The 19592-nt window shown below is 51.5% G+C and carries 17 protein-coding genes and 1 pseudogene; 15 read left to right on the top strand and 3 right to left on the bottom strand.

All coding sequences use genetic code 11. The features are described from left to right. Position 1 precedes the first annotated feature (1 nt). A complete protein-coding gene (gene glmM, locus LBW89_RS16425; RefSeq protein ID WP_148457957.1) occupies positions 2 to 1366 on the top strand; it encodes a phosphoglucosamine mutase in 1365 nt (454 codons plus the stop codon). A 659-nt stretch (positions 1367 to 2025) separates the two neighbouring features. Then, positions 2026 to 3858 (top strand): glutamine--fructose-6-phosphate transaminase (isomerizing), encoded by a 1833-nt coding sequence (gene glmS, locus LBW89_RS16420; RefSeq protein ID WP_148457956.1) that lies wholly within the window; start codon positions 2026 to 2028, stop codon positions 3856 to 3858. 334 nt (positions 3859 to 4192) lie between these two features. Here the strand turns inward: glmS and LBW89_RS16415 are convergent, their stop codons facing one another. Continuing rightward, complete coding sequence (locus LBW89_RS16415) at positions 4193 to 5233, bottom strand: NAD(P)-dependent alcohol dehydrogenase (RefSeq protein ID WP_148457955.1); 1041 nt, start codon at positions 5231 to 5233, stop codon at positions 4193 to 4195. A gap of 190 nt (positions 5234 to 5423) precedes the next feature. On the opposite strand from LBW89_RS16415, the gene LBW89_RS16410 reads away from it, so the two are divergent. Together LBW89_RS16410 and LBW89_RS16405 are read left to right on the top strand one after the other, a co-directional pair. Then, entirely contained in the window at positions 5424 to 5840 is a 417-nt protein-coding gene (locus LBW89_RS16410) for a MerR family transcriptional regulator (RefSeq protein ID WP_148457954.1), read from the top strand. 120 nt (positions 5841 to 5960) lie between these two features. Beyond that, a pseudogene (locus LBW89_RS16405) lies at positions 5961 to 7001 on the top strand (MFS transporter). 63 nt (positions 7002 to 7064) lie between these two features. Here the strand turns inward: LBW89_RS16405 and LBW89_RS16400 are convergent. Then, positions 7065 to 7610 (bottom strand): TetR/AcrR family transcriptional regulator, encoded by a 546-nt coding sequence (locus LBW89_RS16400; protein ID WP_148457952.1) that lies wholly within the window; start codon positions 7608 to 7610, stop codon positions 7065 to 7067. A 193-nt stretch (positions 7611 to 7803) separates the two neighbouring features. Between LBW89_RS16400 and LBW89_RS16395 the strand changes: the two genes are divergently transcribed. The 6 genes from LBW89_RS16395 (at position 7804) to LBW89_RS16370 (ending at position 14900) form a co-directional block, all read left to right on the top strand. Then, positions 7804 to 8778, top strand: coding sequence for an aldo/keto reductase (locus LBW89_RS16395; RefSeq protein ID WP_148457951.1), 975 nt, complete (start codon positions 7804 to 7806; stop codon positions 8776 to 8778). A gap of 22 nt (positions 8779 to 8800) precedes the next feature. Beyond that, complete coding sequence (locus LBW89_RS16390) at positions 8801 to 9559, top strand: carboxymuconolactone decarboxylase family protein (RefSeq protein ID WP_225039562.1); 759 nt, start codon at positions 8801 to 8803, stop codon at positions 9557 to 9559. A 263-nt stretch (positions 9560 to 9822) separates the two neighbouring features. Further along, entirely contained in the window at positions 9823 to 11238 is a 1416-nt protein-coding gene (locus tag LBW89_RS16385; RefSeq protein ID WP_225039561.1) for an ABC transporter substrate-binding protein, read from the top strand. 60 nt (positions 11239 to 11298) lie between these two features. Beyond that, positions 11299 to 12270 (top strand): carbohydrate ABC transporter permease, encoded by a 972-nt coding sequence (locus LBW89_RS16380; RefSeq protein WP_225039559.1) that lies wholly within the window; start codon positions 11299 to 11301, stop codon positions 12268 to 12270. 3 nt (positions 12271 to 12273) lie between these two features. Further along, a complete protein-coding gene (locus tag LBW89_RS16375; RefSeq protein WP_148457948.1) occupies positions 12274 to 13128 on the top strand; it encodes a carbohydrate ABC transporter permease in 855 nt (284 codons plus the stop codon). A gap of 203 nt (positions 13129 to 13331) precedes the next feature. After that, entirely contained in the window at positions 13332 to 14900 is a 1569-nt protein-coding gene (locus LBW89_RS16370) for a YcdB/YcdC domain-containing protein (RefSeq protein WP_225039558.1), read from the top strand. A gap of 10 nt (positions 14901 to 14910) precedes the next feature. Here LBW89_RS16370 and LBW89_RS16365 read toward each other — a convergent pair whose 3' ends face one another. Then, entirely contained in the window at positions 14911 to 15312 is a 402-nt protein-coding gene (locus tag LBW89_RS16365; RefSeq protein WP_148457946.1) for a GNAT family N-acetyltransferase, read from the bottom strand. 123 nt (positions 15313 to 15435) lie between these two features. Between LBW89_RS16365 and LBW89_RS27540 the strand changes: the two genes are divergently transcribed. From LBW89_RS27540 to LBW89_RS16345, 5 genes are all read left to right on the top strand, one after another. Beyond that, on the top strand, positions 15436 to 15561 hold the full coding sequence (locus LBW89_RS27540) for a hypothetical protein (protein ID WP_263639203.1): 126 nt from the start codon (positions 15436 to 15438) through the stop codon (positions 15559 to 15561). Continuing rightward, a complete protein-coding gene (locus tag LBW89_RS16360) occupies positions 15536 to 15697 on the top strand; it encodes a hypothetical protein (protein ID WP_249043545.1) in 162 nt (53 codons plus the stop codon). Before LBW89_RS27540 ends, LBW89_RS16360 begins: the two co-directional genes overlap by 26 nt. 660 nt (positions 15698 to 16357) lie before the next feature. After that, on the top strand, positions 16358 to 18271 hold the full coding sequence (gene thrS, locus LBW89_RS16355; protein ID WP_148457944.1) for a threonine--tRNA ligase: 1914 nt from the start codon (positions 16358 to 16360) through the stop codon (positions 18269 to 18271). 21 nt (positions 18272 to 18292) lie between these two features. After that, the gene (locus LBW89_RS16350) at positions 18293 to 19219 is read left to right on the top strand and encodes a ketopantoate reductase family protein (RefSeq protein ID WP_225039557.1); all 927 of its coding nucleotides are present in this window, start codon (positions 18293 to 18295) and stop codon (positions 19217 to 19219) included. Next, a complete protein-coding gene (locus tag LBW89_RS16345) occupies positions 19216 to 19581 on the top strand; it encodes an MmcQ/YjbR family DNA-binding protein (protein ID WP_225039555.1) in 366 nt (121 codons plus the stop codon). The genes LBW89_RS16350 and LBW89_RS16345 overlap by 4 nt, the downstream gene beginning before the upstream one ends. Positions 19582 to 19592 lie beyond the last annotated feature (11 nt).

Here is a 19592-nt window from a genome sequence, read left to right as displayed (position 1 = left end):
CATGGGCAAATATTTTGGCACGGATGGAGTAAGAGGAATCGCAAACAAGGAATTAACCGCGGAGATGGCCTATCAAATCGGGCGCTGCGGGGGTTATGTGCTGGCAGGTCAAGTGCCGAAGCCAAAAGTCGTGATCGGGATGGACACCCGGATCTCCGGGGTCATGCTTGAATCCGCACTTGTGGCCGGCATGCTTTCCATTGGCGCGGATGTTATTCGCCTGGGTGTCGTTACTACGCCTGCGGTGGCTTATTTGACAAGATTGCTGAAGGCGGACGCCGGCGTCATGATTTCGGCTTCGCACAATCCGGTAGAGGATAACGGGATTAAGTTCTTCGGCAGCGACGGCTTCAAGCTTTCCGATGAGACCGAATTGCGGATCGAAGAATTGATGGATAAAGAAGTAGACGAGCTTCCGCGTCCGATTGGCGGAGGTTTGGGAACAGTCACGGTAGATAATGAATCCAAGTTTGACTATTTGGCACACTTGAAAACGACGATCGGCACCTCGTTCGAAGGGCTGAAAATCGTACTGGATTGCGCCAACGGGGCCGCTTATGAGCTGGCACCCAAATTGTTCCGTGAACTCGGCGCCGAAATCCACACGATCGGGGCGGAGCCCAACGGCTTGAATATTAACGACCATTGCGGATCCACGCACCCGGAGAAGCTCAAAGAGGAAGTAGTCCGGTTGGGGGCCGATTTGGGGCTCGCTTTTGACGGAGATGCGGACCGTTTGATCGCCATCGACGAAAAGGGTGAGGAAGTCGACGGCGACTACATCCTCTGCATTTGCGGCGATGCGATGAACCGGGCGGGCAAGCTGAAGGACAGCACCATCGTCTCCACGGTGATGAGCAATTTCGGTTTCTACAAAGCCACGGCCAAACTGGCGTTGAATACGCAGCAGACGGCTGTCGGCGACCGTTACGTCATGGCTGAGATGATCCGTGGCGGCTATAACCTGGGGGGAGAACAGTCCGGCCACGTCATTTTCCTGGATTACAATACGACGGGCGACGGCATTCTGACGGCGATTCAATTGGTCGACACGATGAAGGCGGCCGGTAAACCGCTCAGCGAGTTGAAAAAAGTAATGAAGCAGTATCCGCAAGTGCTCGTGAATGTGCGCGTGCAGGATAAGAGCCGTTTTGCCGGCAATACGGCGATTGAAGAGGCGATTGCCAGCGTCGAGCGGCAGTTGGGCGACAACGGCCGGGTCCTGGTACGTCCATCGGGTACGGAGTCGCTGATCCGCGTGATGGCGGAAGGCCCTGAGAAGGCGGAACTCGAGCAGCTCGTGGCCCAAATCGCTTCCGTCGTGGAGAAGGAACTGTCCAACAAGGATGAATCGGTTGTTTTGTGACTTTTTGCATAATTTCAAAAATAAGCCGTTGGCACTGGAAAATTCCAGTTTCAACGGCTTTTTATCTGGGTAAAGCCGGAAAAGGGCGGGTCAGGGTAATCAGGACAACATGATCATTGCCAAATGTCTCAAGGATGCATATAATAAGCATATTCAAGAAAAGAAAGCGAGGGTAGTGAGGTTATCGGAAGTGAAAGCGCCAGAGCTTCATTTCGCGCGAGAAAGTCCTTTCGGAAGCAGTGAACAAGCAAGTTGTTCATAAGTGGATGGATTCCGGAATTCAGGACGAATCGGCAAAGGGAAGCTGACGAGGTGGAGGTGTTCGAGTTGTTCGGCGGGGGCCTCCCGGTGATACATCGCACCGTGACCGCAAGGGCAAAAGGAATGGGCGACCGTTCTGACAAACCTTACGGGCCGATGTTAAGATCCCGATGTGGATCAGTGGAGTCGTTTATTCATGAGTGTTTGCAGGAGACGCGGAAATATCGCGGTGAACGGAGAAGCATGGACATTCATGAAAATAGGCATTGTTACGTGTAACTTTTCTGATTTTTCAAAAAATTGAATAGTTCTTTCTCTGTGGAGCCGCGCTTATCTCTCCGCTTGTTTTCTCCTGCCCTAAAAAATTCGGGTGAGATGAAACGGAGGATATATATATTATGTGTGGTATCGTTGGATATATCGGGAAGAGAGACACGCAGACGGTTTTGCTGGAAGGACTGAAGAAGCTGGAGTACCGCGGGTATGATTCGGCGGGGATTGCGGTGTTTACGCAGAACGGATTGCAAATCGCCAAATCGATCGGCCGCCTGGCTAACCTCGAGTCCAAGCTGGAAGGGGCTCCTTTGGTAGGGACCGCCGGTATCGGCCATACCCGTTGGGCAACTCACGGCAAACCGTCGGATGTCAATTCGCATCCGCATACCGACCATAGCCAGAAGTTCTCGGTCGTGCATAACGGCATTGTCGAAAACTACCTGGAACTGAAAGAAGAACTGATTTCCCAAGGTTATGAGTTCGTTTCGGAAACGGACACGGAAGTCATTTCCCATCTCGTGGCTCGCGAATACGAGGGAGATATCGTCAAAGCGGTTCAGAAAGCGATCAGCTATATGCGCGGCGCTTTTGCTCTGGGTGTATTAACGGAGTACGAGCCGAATAAGCTGGTAGCCGTACGTCAAGCGAGCCCGTTGATCATCGGTCTGGGCGAAGGGGAGAACTTTATCGGTTCCGATATCCCGGCAATTCTGAACTATACGCGGAATGTGTATATTTTGAATGACGGGGAAATGGCCGTATTGACCGAAGACGCTGTCGAATTGATGACCATTGAGGGGAATTTTATTTCTCGGGAAATGATTTCTGTCGATTGGGATGCCGTCACCGCAGAAAAAGGCGGATATGACCATTTCATGCTGAAGGAAATCCATGAGCAGCCGAATGCTTACCGGAACACGATGCTGGGCCGGATCGACGAAAGCGGACGCAAGGTTGTATTCCCTGGTCTGAATCTGTCCGATGAAAAAATCCGCTCCATCAATAGCATTCATGTGATTGCGTGCGGAACGGCTTATCATGCCGGTCTCGTCGGCGGCGCCGCGATTGAGCGTCTGGTTCGTATTCCGGTTTCGTTTGACGTAGCTTCCGAATATCGCTATCGTTCGCCATTGATCACGCCGGAAACGCTGGTCATTGTCGTGAGCCAGTCCGGTGAAACGGCGGATACGCTGGCAGCCTTGCGTGAAGCGCACGCCAACGGCGCTCATGTCCTGGCGATCACCAACGTGGTCGGCAGTTCGATCGCCCGCGACGCGGACGATGTGATCGCGACGCTGGCCGGTCCGGAAATCGCCGTGGCTTCGACCAAAGCGTATACTTCCCAGTTAATCGCGTTCTACCTGTTCGCCCTTTACATGGCACAAGCTCGCGGTACGCAAACGGAAGAGGAAGTGGCGCATATTGTCGCCGCTATGCAGGCGCTGCCTGAGCAAGTGGAGAGCATGCTGGAGAACTCGGATGCGATCAAAGCCTACGCCGAACAAATTTCCACGCATGAGCACCTGTTCTTTATCGGACGCGGTCTGGATTATGCCGTCGCTCAAGAAGGTTCGCTCAAGCTGAAAGAGATTTCCTACATTCACTCCGAAGCCTATGCGGCCGGTGAGCTGAAGCATGGTACGCTGGCGCTGATTGAAGAGGGAATTCCGGTCATCGCTCTGGCGACTCAAGAATCTGTCCTCGAAAAAACCGTCAGCAACATCAAGGAAGTAAAAGCGCGCGGTGCCGATGTCATGGCGATCACGCACGAAGAGCATGTCGCCGGCTTGCTGAAGTCCGTCGATCAAGCCTTCGCCATTCCGAAGACGCTGCCGCTGTTGACACCGGCCCTTTCCGTGGTGCCGCTGCAGCTTCTGGCATACTACGCTTCCCTGGCCCGCGGCAACGATGTCGACAAGCCGCGTAACCTGGCGAAGAGTGTGACGGTGGAGTAAGCGTTAGAAGTCGTAAAAAGAGGATTAATGCAATAAACTTAGTTATGCAATCAAAGGAGCTCAGGTGAATAACCTGAGCTCCTTTGTCGTTTTAATGACATTTATAAGTCTAAAGGGATGTGTTAAGGTAGCTTCAGAACAGCTTTTAAACCGTGCTTTTGTATAGCGTTATATAACTTTTTAGAGAGTATAGGGGGTCGACATAACGATATCCCACTAATATAAAAAAAGTGGTCCTTCTAAAGACCACTTCTTGTTTTGGTTAATTTTAAATCTACCTCTTTGAGGAATTGTAAAATTTTGAACTCCTTATAGGAGGATGCGGTTATATCACTTACATGGTGCTCGTATCGATCACGAATCGATATTTCACATCGGAAGCCAACACTCGTTTGTAGGCTTCATCAATCTGGTCGGCGGAGATCACTTCGATCCGGGGAACAATACGGTGTTCCGCGCAGAAATCGAGCATTTCTTGCGTCTCCCGGATGCCGCCGATCATGGAACCGGCAAATGAACGGCGATGTCCGATGAGGGACATCACATTGAGGGACAACGGCTCCCCAGGGGCTCCGACGTTCACTAAAGTTCCGTCAAGCGTGAGCAAGGAGAAATAAGCATCCATATCGATACTGGCGCTTACTGTGTTAATAATTAAGTCGAAAGTTCCGGCAAGCTTTCCGAAGGTTTCCGGATCGTTTGTGGCATAGTAGTGGTCTGCCCCTAACTGTAACCCGTCGTCCTTTTTACTCAAGGTTTGGGATAGAACCGTAACCTCGGCGCCCATGGCATGAGCGATTTGGACAGCCATATGGCCTAGACCGCCCATTCCCACAACCGCTACTTTTTTGCCTGGACCGGCTCCCCAGTGATTTAGCGGTGAATACGTCGTGATCCCTGCGCAAAGTAGCGGAGCGGCCGCGTCAAGCGCAATGCTATCGGGAATGCTGACCACAAAATTCTCGGTCACGACAATATGCGTAGAGTATCCGCCTTGCGTGGGTTCGCCGTATTTATCGACGCCGGCATAGGTGGGAACATTACCTTTCAGACAGTATTGTTCTTCCCCTTTTCGGCAATTCTCGCATTCGCCGCAGGAGTCGACCATACATCCTACTCCCACCCGATCACCGATCTTGTATTTGGTGACGTCAGGTCCTACAGCCGTAACGATACCTGCAATCTCATGTCCAGGGACCAGGGGATAGTTTACCGGTCCCCATTCGCCGTGAGCCGTGTGGATATCGGAGTGGCATATGCCTGCATATTTAATTTCAATCAGGACGTCATGCGCATCCAGATCCCGCCGTTGAATTTCTGCGGCGCGAAACGGTTGGTCCGGACCGTCGACAGCTCGTGCTTTAGCCGTTATCATATAAAAAACCTCCTGTAGTTTATAATTATCGAGATAATTCGATTAGCAAAAACTATGGTAAACCTTATAGTTAACTCTAAGTCAAGCGTTCTTGCGATTTTGACATCCTGCAAAAAAACGTGATAAGATTCCCGAGTCTCATAGAGTTAACTCGAAGTCTAAACTATATAGAACAGGAGACCCGCCCGCGATGAAGACCTATTCGATCAGCGAAGTTGCCAAAGCATTGAATCTTACGCCATATACCTTGCGTTACTACGACAAGGAGGGACTGATGCCGTTTGTGGAACGGACCTCCAGCGGAACGCGATTGTTTAAAGAATTCGATATCGAAGCTTTAAAAGTGATTGAATGCCTGAAATCCACCGGGATGCCAATCAAGGAAATCAAAAATTTTATCGATTGGTGCTCGGAAGGGGATGCCACCTTACAGCAAAGATTCGACATGTTTATGGAACGGAAAGCTACTGTGGAAGCGCAGATGGAAGAACTGAAGAAAACAATGGAAATCATCGAGCATAAATGCTTTTATTATAAAACGGCCTTGGAGGCCGGAACGGAGGATATTCATAAAAACAATAATATAGGGAGCGCCTTTACCCATTAGAAACCATGAAACCACCGGTCATTCCGAACTTCCAGAAGAATGACAGGTGGTTTTGTCTTGTCTTAGAGTTAACTCTATCCTTTATACTCATTCCTACATGCTATTGAAGGAGATGTTTTTTTGGCTAGACGGAATAACTTAATGATTTTCATTTTGACCATAGGGGTTTTCGGTATTTTAAATACCGAGATGGGGGTTATCGGGATATTGCCTTCCCTTGCGGACCACTATCACGTCAGTGTATCCCAAGCAGGGCTGCTGGTGAGCCTTTTCGCGCTCGGCGTTGCCATATCCGGTCCGATTTTGCCGTTATTGTTCTCGGGAATGGACCGCAAGAAGGTGATGTTGCTCGTACTCGGGGTTTTCCTTATCGGGAACATCATGTCCATATTTACGACGAACTTTACGATTGCATTGATCGCCCGTGTCGTCCCGGCCTTTTTTCATCCCATTTATTGTTCGTTGGCTTTTTCGGTCGCCGCGTCCTCGGTTCGAAAGGAAGATGCCGCAAAAGCGGTTTCCAAAGTGTTCATCGGGGTGTCGGCGGGGATGGTCGTCGGCGTGCCGATTGTCAGCTTTATCGCGAATGCAGCTTCCATTGAAATGGCGATGGCGTTCTTTGCCGTGATCAATGCCGTTGTATTTTGGTTACATTCCTGTTTGTCCCGACGATGCCTGTTAAAGAAAAGCTATCTTACGGAGCTCAACTCCGCGTCTTAAAAAAGTCAAAGACCTGCGGAGCAAATATCATCGGAAACATGGTCGCCGGGAAACTAGCTCGCCCATAGCGCGATGAAATCCGTTATAGCGTTTCCTTTTGTATTGGGAGGCGTATACCTCATTCTATTCTTCGCTGGAGAGATTACCTTACCCATGGCAATCATGACTTTCATATGGGGTATCGTGGCTGGAATAGGGGGGAATATCAATCAATTCTGGATGGCGTCCTCGGCTCCTGAAGCTCCCGATTTTGCGAACGGCTTATTTTTGACCTCCTGTAATATAGGAACGACGGTTGGCGCGGCCGTAGGCGGGTTATTTATTTCAGGTATGGGTGCAAAATACGTCGTGCTGGTGGGAATTTTATCCTTGATACTAGGGTTGGCAACGATTTTGCTAAGGTACTATAGGCATGATCCTTCGGAACAGCTTTCCGATTAAAACAAACAAAATCCTCATCACGAAGTCGTGGTGAGGATTTGTTCAAAATATTTGGAATGGGGATTAAAGATTCCGATCTAACAATATCCCGGTTTGTTCTGCCATAACACGAGGGGGGAGAGGCATCCCGTTTCGGAACCACCATTCCACTGCGCCGACGACCGCCGCCCCAAAAAATTGAAGAATGATCTCTTCATATAATCCTTGATTTTTCCCTTCGGTTACATCGACTTCAACCTTATACTCCTGAACGACTAAATCAAGGAAGCGACTGCGAAAATAAGCGGCGCTTTTCGTGTTTAGCATTGTTGAGAAAAACAATCGATTGTCCGCAAAGTATTCGAACCAGACATAATTGCCCTCTTTAAAAGTCATCTCGGATGCGGAATGGCAAAGCTCGCGGAGATTGCTGATATGTTCTTCGATAATCTTGTCCAGCAAGTCATATTTATCCATATAGTGGAGATAAACGGTACCTCGATTAACATTGGCTCTATCGGAAATATCCCGGATGGTAATGTCATCGAAGTTTTTTTCGGCCATCAGTTCAAGAATTGCTTTCTTGATGGCTTCTTGAGATTTAAGTACTCTTCGATCCATTTTAGCCATTTTTGGAGTCCTCCTTTTGCGATAATCGGCAATTATGAATAATGTGTTGAGTAATCCACACATTACGAAAAATTGTTTATTGCAGCCTTATTGTTTCTGTTTAAAATTATAAACACGAGTTGAATAAACAATCAATGTTCATTAATGAAGAGGCTCATTGACCAGGAAAATCGAGAAAGGGAGGAACAAGGGAATGGATTATATGAAACTTGGAAATACAGGTCTGGATGTATCCCGGATTTGTCTCGGTTGCATGGGCTTCGGGGACGCCCGGAAAGGGCACCATCGATGGGTCCTTGATGAAGAACGGGCACGTCCGGTCATAAAAAAAGCTTTGGAGCTTGGAATCAATTTTTTTGATACAGCCAATGTATATGCCGAAGGGACAAGCGAGGAAATTGTCGGGGCAGCATTAAAGGACTACGCGAACCGTGATGAAATTGTTATTGCGACGAAAGTTCATGGACGTATGCATCAAGGACCCAACGGCGCCGGACTTTCCCGTAAAGCGATCATGAGCGAAATCGACAAGAGCTTGAAAAGGTTAAAAACCGACTACGTCGATTTGTATCAAATTCATCGTTGGGACTATAACACGCCCATCGAAGAGACGATGGAGGCCCTTCACGACGTGGTCAAGGCGGGGAAGGCACGATACATCGGCGCTTCCGCCATGTGGGCTTGGCAGTTTCAAAAAGCGCTGCATGTAGCTGAAAAAAACGGGTGGACCCGATTTGTGTCCATGCAGAACCATTTAAACCTCATTTACCGCGAAGAAGAGCGGGAGATGCTGCCGCTTTGTAAGGAAGAGAAAATCGGAGTCATTCCTTATAGCCCGCTAGCAGGAGGAAGATTGGCGAGGGAGGCCACGACACACCGCGCCGAAACGGATGAAATTGCAAAACAAAAATATGATGCGACAGCGGATGCGGATCAATTGGTGGTAGACCGGGTTGCGGATCTGGCGGAGAAACATGGCGTCCGTCGGGTTCATATCGCGCTTGCATGGCTTCTGCACAAAGAACCGGTGACCGCTCCCATTGTGGGGGCTACAAAAATATCCCACCTCGAAGACGCGAAAGCTGCTCTTTCCATGAAGTTAACGGCTGAGGAAATTGCCTTTTTGGAAGAGCCGTATGTACCTCATCGGATCGTCGGCCATGTTTAAATTCACATCAGGAGGCTGAGTCATGAATCGAATCGAAAAGAGCCGAGAAAAGTATAAAGAACTGTTCGGCGACGGAGTGCCGGCGGGATACGCTACAGATCCTGATCTTCAGGATATCCTGACCCGCTTTATTTTTGGCGATGTTTTTTACCAAGGCCATCTGGACGACAAACAGCGTGAGCTTATCACGCTGGTCGTGCTTGCAACGAACCAAACCCTGCCTCAGCTTGGGGCAAATACCCACGCCGCATTAAATGTTGGACTTACGCCAGTGGCAATTAAAGAAGCCATTTATCAATGCGCGCCATACCTTGGATTTCCCAAAACCCTGAATGCCATTGCAGAAATCAATGCGGTTTTCAAAGACAGAAATATCGGGTTGCCGCTCGAAAGCCAAAAGCAGGTTGAAGAAAATAACCGGTTTGACAAGGGACTTGCCGTTCAGGTAGAGATTTTTGGCGATGTCATTGCAAAAAACCGGGAGAATGCCCCATCCCATCAAAAGCATATCCAGGACTATCTTTCCTCCTTTTGTTTCGGCGACTTTTATACCCGTGGCGGTCTTGATTTGAAAACGCGCGAGCTGCTTACCCTATGTATCCTAAGCGCACTCGGCGGTGCCGAAAACCAAGTCAAGGCGCATGTCCAGGGCAACCTGAATGTCGGTAATGACAAGGAGACGCTCATCGCCGCCATCACTCACTGCCTTCCTTATATGGGCTTTCCGAGAACCCTGAATGCACTCCAATGCTTGAACGAAATCATTCCTGAAAGTAGATGATGAAATGAAAGTAACACGCGGAAACGGTAGCCTTGAGGCCTCCCCTTTGAAATAAAGGGCGGGGCCTTCTTCATTTTCGGGGCGCATAGTAAATGGCGGATGGCATTCCGGAAGCCGGAAGTTCTATTTCGTGGAAAAGAAAGCGAATCCAAAAAAAGTGGAACTTTCCCCAATGGCCGTTCCCTTATGCCCTGGGACAGTCGGACTTATAATATGTATGCGGTTACAAAAAATCGGGAAACGAACAAAAAGGGGGAGCAAGTATGAAAAGTATGAAAGGTATGAAACGCGTTTTAGCCGGAATCTCCGCCACGCTTTTGATGATATCGGTGCTCGCGGCGTGCGGAGGAAACAATACAAACCCGAATGCTTCAAATCCAGGCAGCTCAACCCCATCCACGAACTCGGCAGAGACGGCCACAAAGGGCAACGGCGAGAAAGTCACCATCAATCTCTGGAGCTTTACGGATGAAATTCCGAACATGACCAAGAAGTACCTGGAAGTCCATCCCGATGCGAATGTGGAGTTTAAAACGACGGTGATCGCTACCACCGATGGCGCTTACCAGCCCGCTCTCGACCAGGCTCTCGCGGCCGGAGGCAAAGATGCTCCCGATATTTATGCCGCTGAAGCGGCGTTCGTCCTCAAGTACACGCAAGGCGACGCGTCCGACTATGCCGCCAACTATGCGGACCTTGGCCTGGACGATCAGATGGTGAAGGATGCGGGCATTGCCCAATACTCCGTGGATATCGGCAGCAAGGAAGGCCAATTGAAGGCTCTCGGGTATCAAGCGACCGGCGGTGCTTTTATCTATCGCCGCTCGATTGCCAAAGATGTGTTCGGAACGGACGACCCTGCAAAGATCAAAAGCGAAGTGGGGCCCGGCTGGGAGAAGTTCTTCCAAGCTGCTGAAAAGCTGAAAGCCAAAGGGTACGGCATCATATCCGGCGACGGCGATATCTGGCACCCGATCGAGAACAGTTCCGATAAAGGCTGGATTGTCGACGGCAAGCTCCACATCGATCCGAAGCGTGAGGAGTTCCTCGATCTGGCCAAGGAACTGAAGGACAAGGGCTATCACAACGATACGAGAGACTGGCAGGAATCATGGTACGCTGATATGTCCGGCTCCGGTGCGCAACCCATCTTCGGTTTCTTCGGTCCCGCTTGGCTCATCAACTATGTGATGAAGGATCAAGTGAAGGACACGAATGGCGACTGGGCCGTAACGGAGTCGCCGACGGGCTTCTTCTGGGGCGGCACATGGCTGCTCGCCAATAAAGATGTTGCCACGAACGACGCCAAGAAACAGGCTGTTGCGGATTTCATCAAATGGGTAACGCTCGACACCTCCGAAACGGGTCTTCAGTATTACTGGGCTAACGGCACGATGAAGGAAGGCGAGCAAGGCACGAAGGACAGCGTCGCATCCTCCGTTGTGATGGAAAAATCCAATGGCGAAGTTCCGCTGCTTGGCGGCCAGAACATGTTCGAAGTGTTCGTTCCGGCCAACGCCAATGCTTCGGGTAAGAACTTGACCCAGTATGACGAGTCGATTAACCTGCTCTGGCGTGATCAGGTGCGCGAGTACACCGCGGGCAACAAAACACGCGAAGAAACCCTCGCCACCTTCAAGCAGCAAGTCAAGGACCAGCTCGGGATCGAGAGCGAATAAGAGGAAGCGAAGGGGCGGGAAATGATCCCGCCCCTTCATATCAACTAAAGAGGTGAGAGCATGCGCCGAAAAGGTGTGAATTACTCGAAATACGGCTATATCTTTACCTTTCCGTTCGTCCTGGCGTTTCTGATTTTCTCGCTGTATCCGATTCTATATACCGCGGTCATCGGGTTCACGGATATGCAAGGGTTAATACCGAAACCGATTCATTTGCTGGATGACCCTTTTAAAAACTTTAAAGACCTCCTTTTTGACAACCCCTCGTTCAGGAAGTCCCTGACCAACACGGGGTTACTCTGGGTTGTCAACTTCATTCCCCAGATCGTTCTGGCGCTCCTGCTCACGGCATGGTTCACGAACAAGCGCCTTAACATCAGGGGACAGGGGACGTTTAAGGTTCTGCTTTATATGCCGAACATCATTACTGCGAGTACGATCGCGGTGCTTTTCGGCAGCTTGTTTGCCTATCCGATGGGGCCGATAAACAGTTTGTTCCAATCACTCGGGTGGACGGACGCTCCGATTTTCTTTCTTCAGGACAAGACGACGGCGCGGGGCATTGTAGCGTTCATTCAGTTCTGGATGTGGTACGGCAACACTATGATCATCCTGGTTGCAGGCGTTATGGGCATCAATCCGGCTCTATTCGAGTCCGCGGCGATTGACGGCGCCAACGGCTGGCAAACCTTCTTCCGCATTACGCTGCCGAGCCTCCGCACCATCCTGCTGTACACGCTGATTACGTCAATGATCGGCGGGTTGACGATGTTCGATATTCCGCAGTTGTTCCTTCAAGGCGGACCGGACAACTCGACGCTAACCACGTCCATGTTCATTTACGGGCAAGCGTTTAAGGGAAGCTATATGTACAATCGCGCCGCGGCGGCGAGTATGATTCTGTTCGTCATTGCGGCGATATTGTCCGGCTTGCTGTTCTACCTGATGCGCGACCGCGATGCGGCAAGATTGAAAAAAGCGGAAAAGAAGCACAGAAAATCCACTCACGCTGCGACCGAGATGGAGGTATAAGCCATGGAAAAAGTTCAGAGAGGCGGAAACGCCGGTCTAAAAATAAGCAGGACGATCATTTATATCGTCTGTATTTTGTTGTCGCTGCTTAGCATCCTTCCGTTTTGGATCATGTTTGTCAACGCCACCCGCTCTACGGCGGAAATCCAAAGCGGTCTCTCGCTGCTTCCTTCAACCCACTTTATGAGCAACCTGCAGGTCCTGCTCGATAAGAGCTTCGACCCGCTACAGGGGTTTCTGAATTCATTGATTATCTCAAGTTCGGCAACCCTCTTAACGGTCTATTTTTCGTCATTGGCGGCCTATGGTCTGGTCACTTATAACTGGAAGCTGCGCAAGCCGTTCTTTACCTTCATCCTGTGCGTAATGATGATTCCTTCCCAGGCAAGCGCCATCGGCTTCTATCAGTTCATGTATAAACTGCATTGGACAAACAGCTTCCTTCCGCTGATTCTGCCTGCGATCGCAGCGCCGGCGGTCGTGTTCTTCATGCGCCAATATCTGCTTGCCACGCTGTCGCCGGAGATCGTGGAAGCCGCGCGCGTAGACGGATCGGGTGAATTCAAAACCTTCAACCGGATTATTCTTCCGCTGATGATGCCGGCTGTGGCGACGCAGGCCATTTTTGCTTTTGTGGCCAACTGGAACAACCTGTTTATGCCGTTGATTCTGCTGACACAGAAGGAGAAGTATACGATGCCGATCATGGTCAGCTTGCTGCGCGGCGATATTTACAAGACGGAGTTCGGCTCGATTTATATGGGGCTGGCCTTGACGGCGTTACCTCTATTTGTGGTTTACTTCCTGTTATCCCGGTATATTATCGCGGGCGTAGCGCTGGGAGGAGTTAAAGAATAGCCGATAAGGCGCAAACCTGGGGCGTAAGCACAAGGGTGTAGACACCATTGTGTTTACGCTCTTTTTATTATGTTATGGCTGCCGGATGTGAAGGCGAGGAGGAAGCATGAACTTGGTCCTCTTTTCTGTTATGCTCAAATGAGGGAAAGAAAAAGTTGGGAATAAGTGACGGATGCGGTTCCGTGAGGAGGTCTAGCCTATCCATGAAAATCGATTTGCAAAAGCTGCGGGAAACCGCGAAGGCGATTGTGCGAATTCCCGGGCATTACCGTCTGGAGATGGAGGACAGTATTCCGAAAGAGGAGGAGCGGGAGCGCTGCTATATTTGGGAGGACCCGGATCATGGGGAGAACAGCATCGAAATCGCTCTGGACTTGGCCACCGGTGTACTGATGCGGTTAAACATGGACCGGGCTGAAGCGCAAGAGGGAGGGGGAGGGGAGGATACTCTGGAGCCGGAAGAGGCGGCGGTTTCCGGGAACAAGCTTGACCTGGCAAGGCAAGCGGCCGAGGCCTTTATAGAACGGCACCACCCGGCCCCCTCCGCGCTGACGGTCGTCAAGGCGGAAGCCCGCCGGAACCTGTACCATTTCGAATATAACCGGGAAGCACACGGTCTGCCGCTTCATTATACAGGATGTGTCATAACCCTGGATTCCCGTTTTCAGGTGACATGGTATCGGCTGCGGGAACGGCCGGATTTTCCTCCGAAACTGCCGGAGTGGCCGGAAAAAATAGTGGAGGAACCTGTGCTGTTAGGGCAGCTTCAGGAGCAGTTGAGAATGAAGCTGGTCCTGGTCACTTTGCATTCCTCCCTGCATGAGATCGGAAGCGGTGAACCGGAAATTCGGCTGGTTTACGAACCGTTGATGGAAAATAGATGGATCGATGCGGCGACCGGGACGGATTTGTTCGGGCCCGAGCACTACGCCATGCCGGCAAGTCGCCCATTTCCGCCAGCCGCAGCGGCCTCTAGCCCGGTCGAAGAAGAGGATCTTAGTGCGGCGGGCTGGGCACGGCGGCTCGGTATCGATCCAAAGATCTATCGGCTGGAGAAAACGGCGGTAGATGAGGAATTGGAAACGCTGCTCTATACGGCCCACACGCCAAAAGAGCAAGACCGGGATTGGGTTGATCCGTTGTCGGTCGATGGATATATGGAGCGAAAGTGGGGGGACCAGCTTCGATTCCTGATGGACTCGGCGATCAAGATTCAATGGGAAAAATCGACGGGAAGGCTCGTCAGCTACCACCACTCGGGCTGCGAGGGAGGTATGGCAGGGGAAGCCGCGCTTACGCGAGAGGAATGCTGGGGGATTGCCGAGCGGTTCCTGGGGAAGTTTTTTCCCGAATATGCCGAGTATCTACAGTTGGAGGACCGACAGGACGATGAAGAGGAAGATGAGCGGCGCCGCGAATTTTTCTACCTGCCCGTGTACATTCGCGGTATTCCGGTAAGCCATGAGCGGGTCATGATTGCGGTGTATGTTTCTACAGGGGCGGTCTGCTTGTATGCGGGGGTCTCTTACGAGATGATCCAAACGATGGCGGCGCTCCCGCTTAGACCGGTACTGTCACAGGAAGAAGCGGCTAAGCGATATGCCGGGCGGATGAAGCTTCAGCTCAAATGGCATTTGGAAAAGGAAGAAGGGAAAGAGCCGGTTTTCCGGCTCGTGTATCAACCTTCCGTAACCGCCATAAATGCGTCGGGAGTGGAGCGCAGAGTGTGGTATATCGACGCTGTGACCGGGGAGTGCATCTTGGGAACATGAGGGGCAGGAACTATCTTTTGTCCCTTTTGCTCATGCCGACAGTAAAGGTTTTGAAGCCGCTCGCCTCATAGTAAGGAACCAACTGCTCGCTGCACATCAATTGAGGAATCACGCCATGCTCCTCGCATTGGGCAGTAAGCCGATGAAGCAGTTCCCTGCCGATTCCCAAGGACCGGTATTCGGGATGGACTCCCAAACCGCATATGACTCCGGTAATTACGCCATCGGAGATGACGCGCCCCATACCGGCAAGACGATCGCCGTCAAAGGCGAAGAGCACGAACCAGCTCTGCCGGCACATGGTCTCCAGATCGGAGGTGGAGAGACCGAGCAAATCCCACCCCAAAGCGCGATAAAGGGCTGCGACCGGGGCATATTCCTCCAATACGCCGGAAACATAACGGATTGTCATCAAAGGGCCTCCTTCTTTTGCATTTTTTTGTCTATAACCGTTTCAGGAATTGTAGTCACTATTCGATTATGATAAATTCTGCCGGTAAAATAAACTGCTAGTTTTGGAGGGATGCAGACGCAGATGATTGCGCACCATAATCAAACGCTGCACGGATTCGACAACATCGACCGCTTTGTTCTGGTCCGGAATTCAGCGGAGACAAAGTTTTGGAACGAAGCTGATGAAGGAAATCGTTTCTTTGACTGAACATTGGGAGGCGGACGACATTGAGCTGAGCGTATCCGAGTTCAAAGCGGCCGCAATCCGGTTTTATGAACGATTAGGCTTTGTTAGCAAGTCTCGCCAGATGGAGTTACCATTGCGGTCTGGAGGCCGCTCATAAGTTAAGCCGAGCTGAATTGTCCTCTTTGCATGGACTTTTTGGGCTAAAATGTCTTTTCAAATGTGGACAAACATACATATAAGCTCGTTGAAGCCGGGAGGGTTCATAGATCTAGATATTGATGAAATATGACAATCACCTACCAAATATAGAGGACATGAACGTCATTGTGGGGGGGAGGAGCCCTAGTGGTGTTGTCCACATTTAGAAAGACAAATTCGGTGAAATGTCTACTGTATAAGGACACCATCCTGTAACTGCAAAAATAATTTAGGCTTGCGCATTCGGTTTGGGCTATGTTATAAAATAGCAATAAGAAATACCCGGCGATGACCAAAGACATGATTTCCTTCACGAACTGTCCAGAGAGAGAGGCGTAAGCTGAAAGCTTCTCCAGTTACGGAGGCGAAGTTACCCCTTTGCAGCCGTGGCGTTGAACCCGTAGGCAACAATCCCGCGGCAGTATGCGTCACCGGAATGATCCCCGTTACCGGATCCGAATGAGGATCTTCCATCCGCGGTTATGGCTGTTATGGCCTTAGGTGCCGGACGGGAAGGTCGAATTTAGGGTGGAACCACGAGCTGAACGCACTCGTCCCTTCTGGGAAGAGATGCGTTTTTTTGCGTTCAGATCACTATAGAGAAGTGGAGGCCCGTAACATGGAAATTCTAATTACTTTACCGGACGGCAGCATCAGGAGGTTCCAGCAAGGGACCACAATACGGCAAGTGGCGGAGTCGATCGGCAGCGGTCTGGGGAAAAATGCGATCGCCGGCAAAATCGACGGGGTTCCGGTGGACCTCAATGTTCCGATTGAGCAAAATTGCGCCGTGGAAGTGCTGACCCTCGACAGCAAGGAAGGCCTGGATATTTACCGGCACAGTACGGCCCATCTCATGGCACAGGCGCTCAAGCGCATTTACGGAGAGAAGTCCGTCAAGCTGGGCATCGGTCCGGTGATCGAGGACGGTTTTTACTATGACGTCGATCTGGAAGAGCCTTTATCCGCCGGTGATCTGGCGGCCATTGAGAAAGAGATGGAGCGGATCGCCAAGGAAGATCTCCCTATTGTCCGGCGCGTTGTAAGCCGGGAAGAGGCTGCCCGGCTGTTCGCCGACCGGGAGGAGCCGCTGAAGCTGGAACTGATCCGCGATCTTCCCGAGGCGGCCGAGATCAGCATCTACGAACAAGGCGAGTTCTTCGATCTGTGCCGGGGTCCTCACCTTCCGTCCACGGGACGGATCAAGGCGTTCAAGCTGTTGAGCGTGGCCGGCGCTTATTGGCGGGGGGACGCCAAGAACAAGATGCTGCAGCGGATTTACGGCACGGCTTTTCCGAAGAAGGCGCAGCTGGAGGAACACCTGCATCTGATCGAGGAGGCCAAGAAGCGCGATCACCGCAAGCTCGGCAAAGAGCTGGAGCTGTTTATGTTTTCCGAGGAAGCTCCGGGCATGCCGTTTTACTTGCCCCATGGGATGACGATCCGCACGGAACTGGAGAATTTTGCGCGTGAACTTCAGCGGAGACGCGATTACGAGGAGGTGCGCACCCCGCTGATGATGAATAGCCGGATCTGGGAACAGTCCGGTCATTGGGATCATTACAAGGACAATATGTATTTTACCCATGTCGATGATTCCACGTTTGCGCTCAAGCCGATGAACTGTCCGGGACATATGCTCGTGTTTAAGAACAGCCTGCGCTCTTACCGCGATCTGCCCCTGCGGATATCGGAGTTCGGCCAGGTGCACCGCCACGAGTTTTCGGGCGCGTTAAACGGTATGATGCGCGTGCGCACCTTCTGTCAGGACGATGCCCATCTGTTTGTTTTGCCGGAGCAGATTGAAGAGGAAATCGGCAAGATCATCGACCTCATCGACGAGATGTACAGGATCTTCGGCTTCACGTACAACATCGAGCTGTCCACTCGGCCGGAAGATTCCATGGGAGACCCGGAGGTTTGGGATCAAGCGGAGTCGGCGCTGCAGCGTGTATTGGAGAAACGCGGCTTCGAATACAGTCTCAATCAAGGCGATGGTGCTTTTTACGGGCCGAAAATCGATTTTCATATCCTCGACGCCCTGAAGCGGAGCTGGCAATGCGGCACGATTCAGCTTGACTATCAAATGCCCGAGAAATTTGACCTGGCCTATATCGGCGAGGATAATCAAAAGCATAGACCCGTCGTCATTCATCGTGCGGTTTACGGTTCGATCGACCGTTTTATCGGGATGCTCACCGAGCATTACGCGGGGGCGTTCCCTCTATGGCTCGCGCCGATTCAGGCGAAGCTGCTGCCGGTATCCGAAAATTACGTCGATTATGCCTACGAAGTCAAGAAGCAATTGGACGAAGCCGGCATTCGCGTCTCCGTGGACGCGAGAAACGAGAAGCTGGGGTACAAGATCCGCGAAGCGCAGCTTGCGAAGGTGCCGTACACGCTCGTACTTGGCGAAAAAGAGAGAACTTCCGGAACGGCGGCCGTCCGGAGACGCAATGAGGAGGACACGGGGACTTTTTCGATACAGGAAATCATCACGACATTAACCGAAGAAATTCGCAGTAAAAAATAAGCCAAAAGCGAGGGACCTGATGTGCGAATATTGGTGCTTGGCGCCGGCGGAGTCGGCGGCTATTTTGGAGGCCGTTTGGCGGAAAAGGGAGCGGACGTCACGTTTCTGGTGCGCAGCCGGAGAAAACGGCAGTTGGAGAGTGACGGCCTGGTCATTCGCAGTGTCCACGGGGATGTGACGATCCGTCCCAAGACGATAACGGCGGAGGAACCTGTGAATGCGCCTTACGATTTGGTTTTGTTCTCTTCGAAAGCTTATCATCTGGAGGAGGCGGTTCGGGATTTGAGGCCTTTTGTCGGCGAGCGGACGGTCGTTCTCCCGCTGCTGAACGGGGTGGCGCATTATCCGGTGCTGCAGCGGGAATTTGGAGCGGACCGGGTCATCGGCGGCCTATGCTTCATTGAAACCACTTTGAATCAGGAAGGACATGTGATCCAGACCAGCAAGGATCATTTCGTCCGATTCGGGGAATTCGGACAGAGCCAAAGCCAAACGGAGCGGATCCGCCGAATCGAGCAGGCGCTCGGGGGGACGAAGGCCTCATTCCTCCTTAGCGATCATATTGAACGGGATATTTGGCATAAATATCTGTTCATCGCCGTGATCGCGGGTATCACGACGCTGATGCGCTCTCCGGTCGGCCCGATTCGCGAGACAACCGGCGGGACGGAGTTCATCCGTAGTGTTTTTCGGGAAATCGAGGCGGTTATGCTCGCGCACGGGGCCCCGCTGGACGGAGACATTGTCGACCGTCATATGGAAACGACGCAGCGGATGTCGTTTGAAATGAAATCGTCCATGCTCCGGGACATGGAGAAAGGCTATGCCGTGGAAGGCGAGCATCTGCACGGTTACTTGCTTGAGTTAGCGGAGCGGCAAGGTCTGGAGGCCCCGCGGCTTCAAGCGATTTACCATAATCTAAAGGTGTACGGGAGCGGATTATCGTGAAGGAATGGCTTACCGATTACTGCTTAAGCAAAAAGGGAGCCTCCCCCGACTATCCGTTCGGGCCCGAACCGCTCGTATGCAAGGTAGGCGGAAAAATGTTCGCGCTGATCTCCGTCGACGGCAAGAACGATCAGGTGCATATCTCCCTGAAGTGCGATCCGATCATCGCCGTCAATCTGCGGGAACAGCATGCCTCCGTTCAGCCCGGCTACCATTTAAACAAGAAGCATTGGAATACGGTCGTCGTGGACGGCAGCCTGTCCAACGAGGATTTGCGGCAGATGATCGACCATTCCTATGATTTGGTGTTCCGCAGTTTGACGAAGGCGGCTCGCGAAGCGATAACGGCTCTTATTCGATAGAGGAGGCGAAA

Origin of the sequence: Paenibacillus sp. alder61, assembly GCF_020179875.1 — a bacterium.
Taxonomy (GTDB): Bacteria; Bacillota; Bacilli; order Paenibacillales; family Paenibacillaceae; genus Fontibacillus; species Fontibacillus faecis.
This window is presented reverse-complemented; position numbering and strand designations above follow the sequence as displayed.

What these genes read in the sequence shown, in the direction of transcription:
- LBW89_RS16390 (WP_225039562.1), top strand. Translation starts at nt 8,801, where the DNA reads ATGAATCGAATCGAAAAGAGCCGAGAAAAGTATAAAGAACTGTTCGGC.
- LBW89_RS27540 (WP_263639203.1), top strand. Translation starts at nt 15,436, where the DNA reads ATGATTGCGCACCATAATCAAACGCTGCACGGATTCGACAACATCGAC.
- LBW89_RS16360 (WP_249043545.1), top strand. Translation starts at nt 15,536, where the DNA reads ATGAAGGAAATCGTTTCTTTGACTGAACATTGGGAGGCGGACGACATT.
- LBW89_RS16395 (WP_148457951.1), top strand. Translation starts at nt 7,804, where the DNA reads ATGGATTATATGAAACTTGGAAATACAGGTCTGGATGTATCCCGGATT.
- LBW89_RS16410 (WP_148457954.1), top strand. Translation starts at nt 5,424, where the DNA reads ATGAAGACCTATTCGATCAGCGAAGTTGCCAAAGCATTGAATCTTACG.
- LBW89_RS16400 (WP_148457952.1), bottom strand. Translation starts at nt 7,610, where the DNA reads ATGGCTAAAATGGATCGAAGAGTACTTAAATCTCAAGAAGCCATCAAG.
- LBW89_RS16365 (WP_148457946.1), bottom strand. Translation starts at nt 15,312, where the DNA reads ATGACAATCCGTTATGTTTCCGGCGTATTGGAGGAATATGCCCCGGTC.
- glmS (WP_148457956.1), top strand. Translation starts at nt 2,026, where the DNA reads ATGTGTGGTATCGTTGGATATATCGGGAAGAGAGACACGCAGACGGTT.
- LBW89_RS16375 (WP_148457948.1), top strand. Translation starts at nt 12,274, where the DNA reads ATGGAAAAAGTTCAGAGAGGCGGAAACGCCGGTCTAAAAATAAGCAGG.
- glmM (WP_148457957.1), top strand. Translation starts at nt 2, where the DNA reads ATGGGCAAATATTTTGGCACGGATGGAGTAAGAGGAATCGCAAACAAG.
- LBW89_RS16370 (WP_225039558.1), top strand. Translation starts at nt 13,332, where the DNA reads ATGAAAATCGATTTGCAAAAGCTGCGGGAAACCGCGAAGGCGATTGTG.
- LBW89_RS16385 (WP_225039561.1), top strand. Translation starts at nt 9,823, where the DNA reads ATGAAAAGTATGAAAGGTATGAAACGCGTTTTAGCCGGAATCTCCGCC.
- thrS (WP_148457944.1), top strand. Translation starts at nt 16,358, where the DNA reads ATGGAAATTCTAATTACTTTACCGGACGGCAGCATCAGGAGGTTCCAG.
- LBW89_RS16380 (WP_225039559.1), top strand. Translation starts at nt 11,299, where the DNA reads ATGCGCCGAAAAGGTGTGAATTACTCGAAATACGGCTATATCTTTACC.
- LBW89_RS16415 (WP_148457955.1), bottom strand. Translation starts at nt 5,233, where the DNA reads ATGATAACGGCTAAAGCACGAGCTGTCGACGGTCCGGACCAACCGTTT.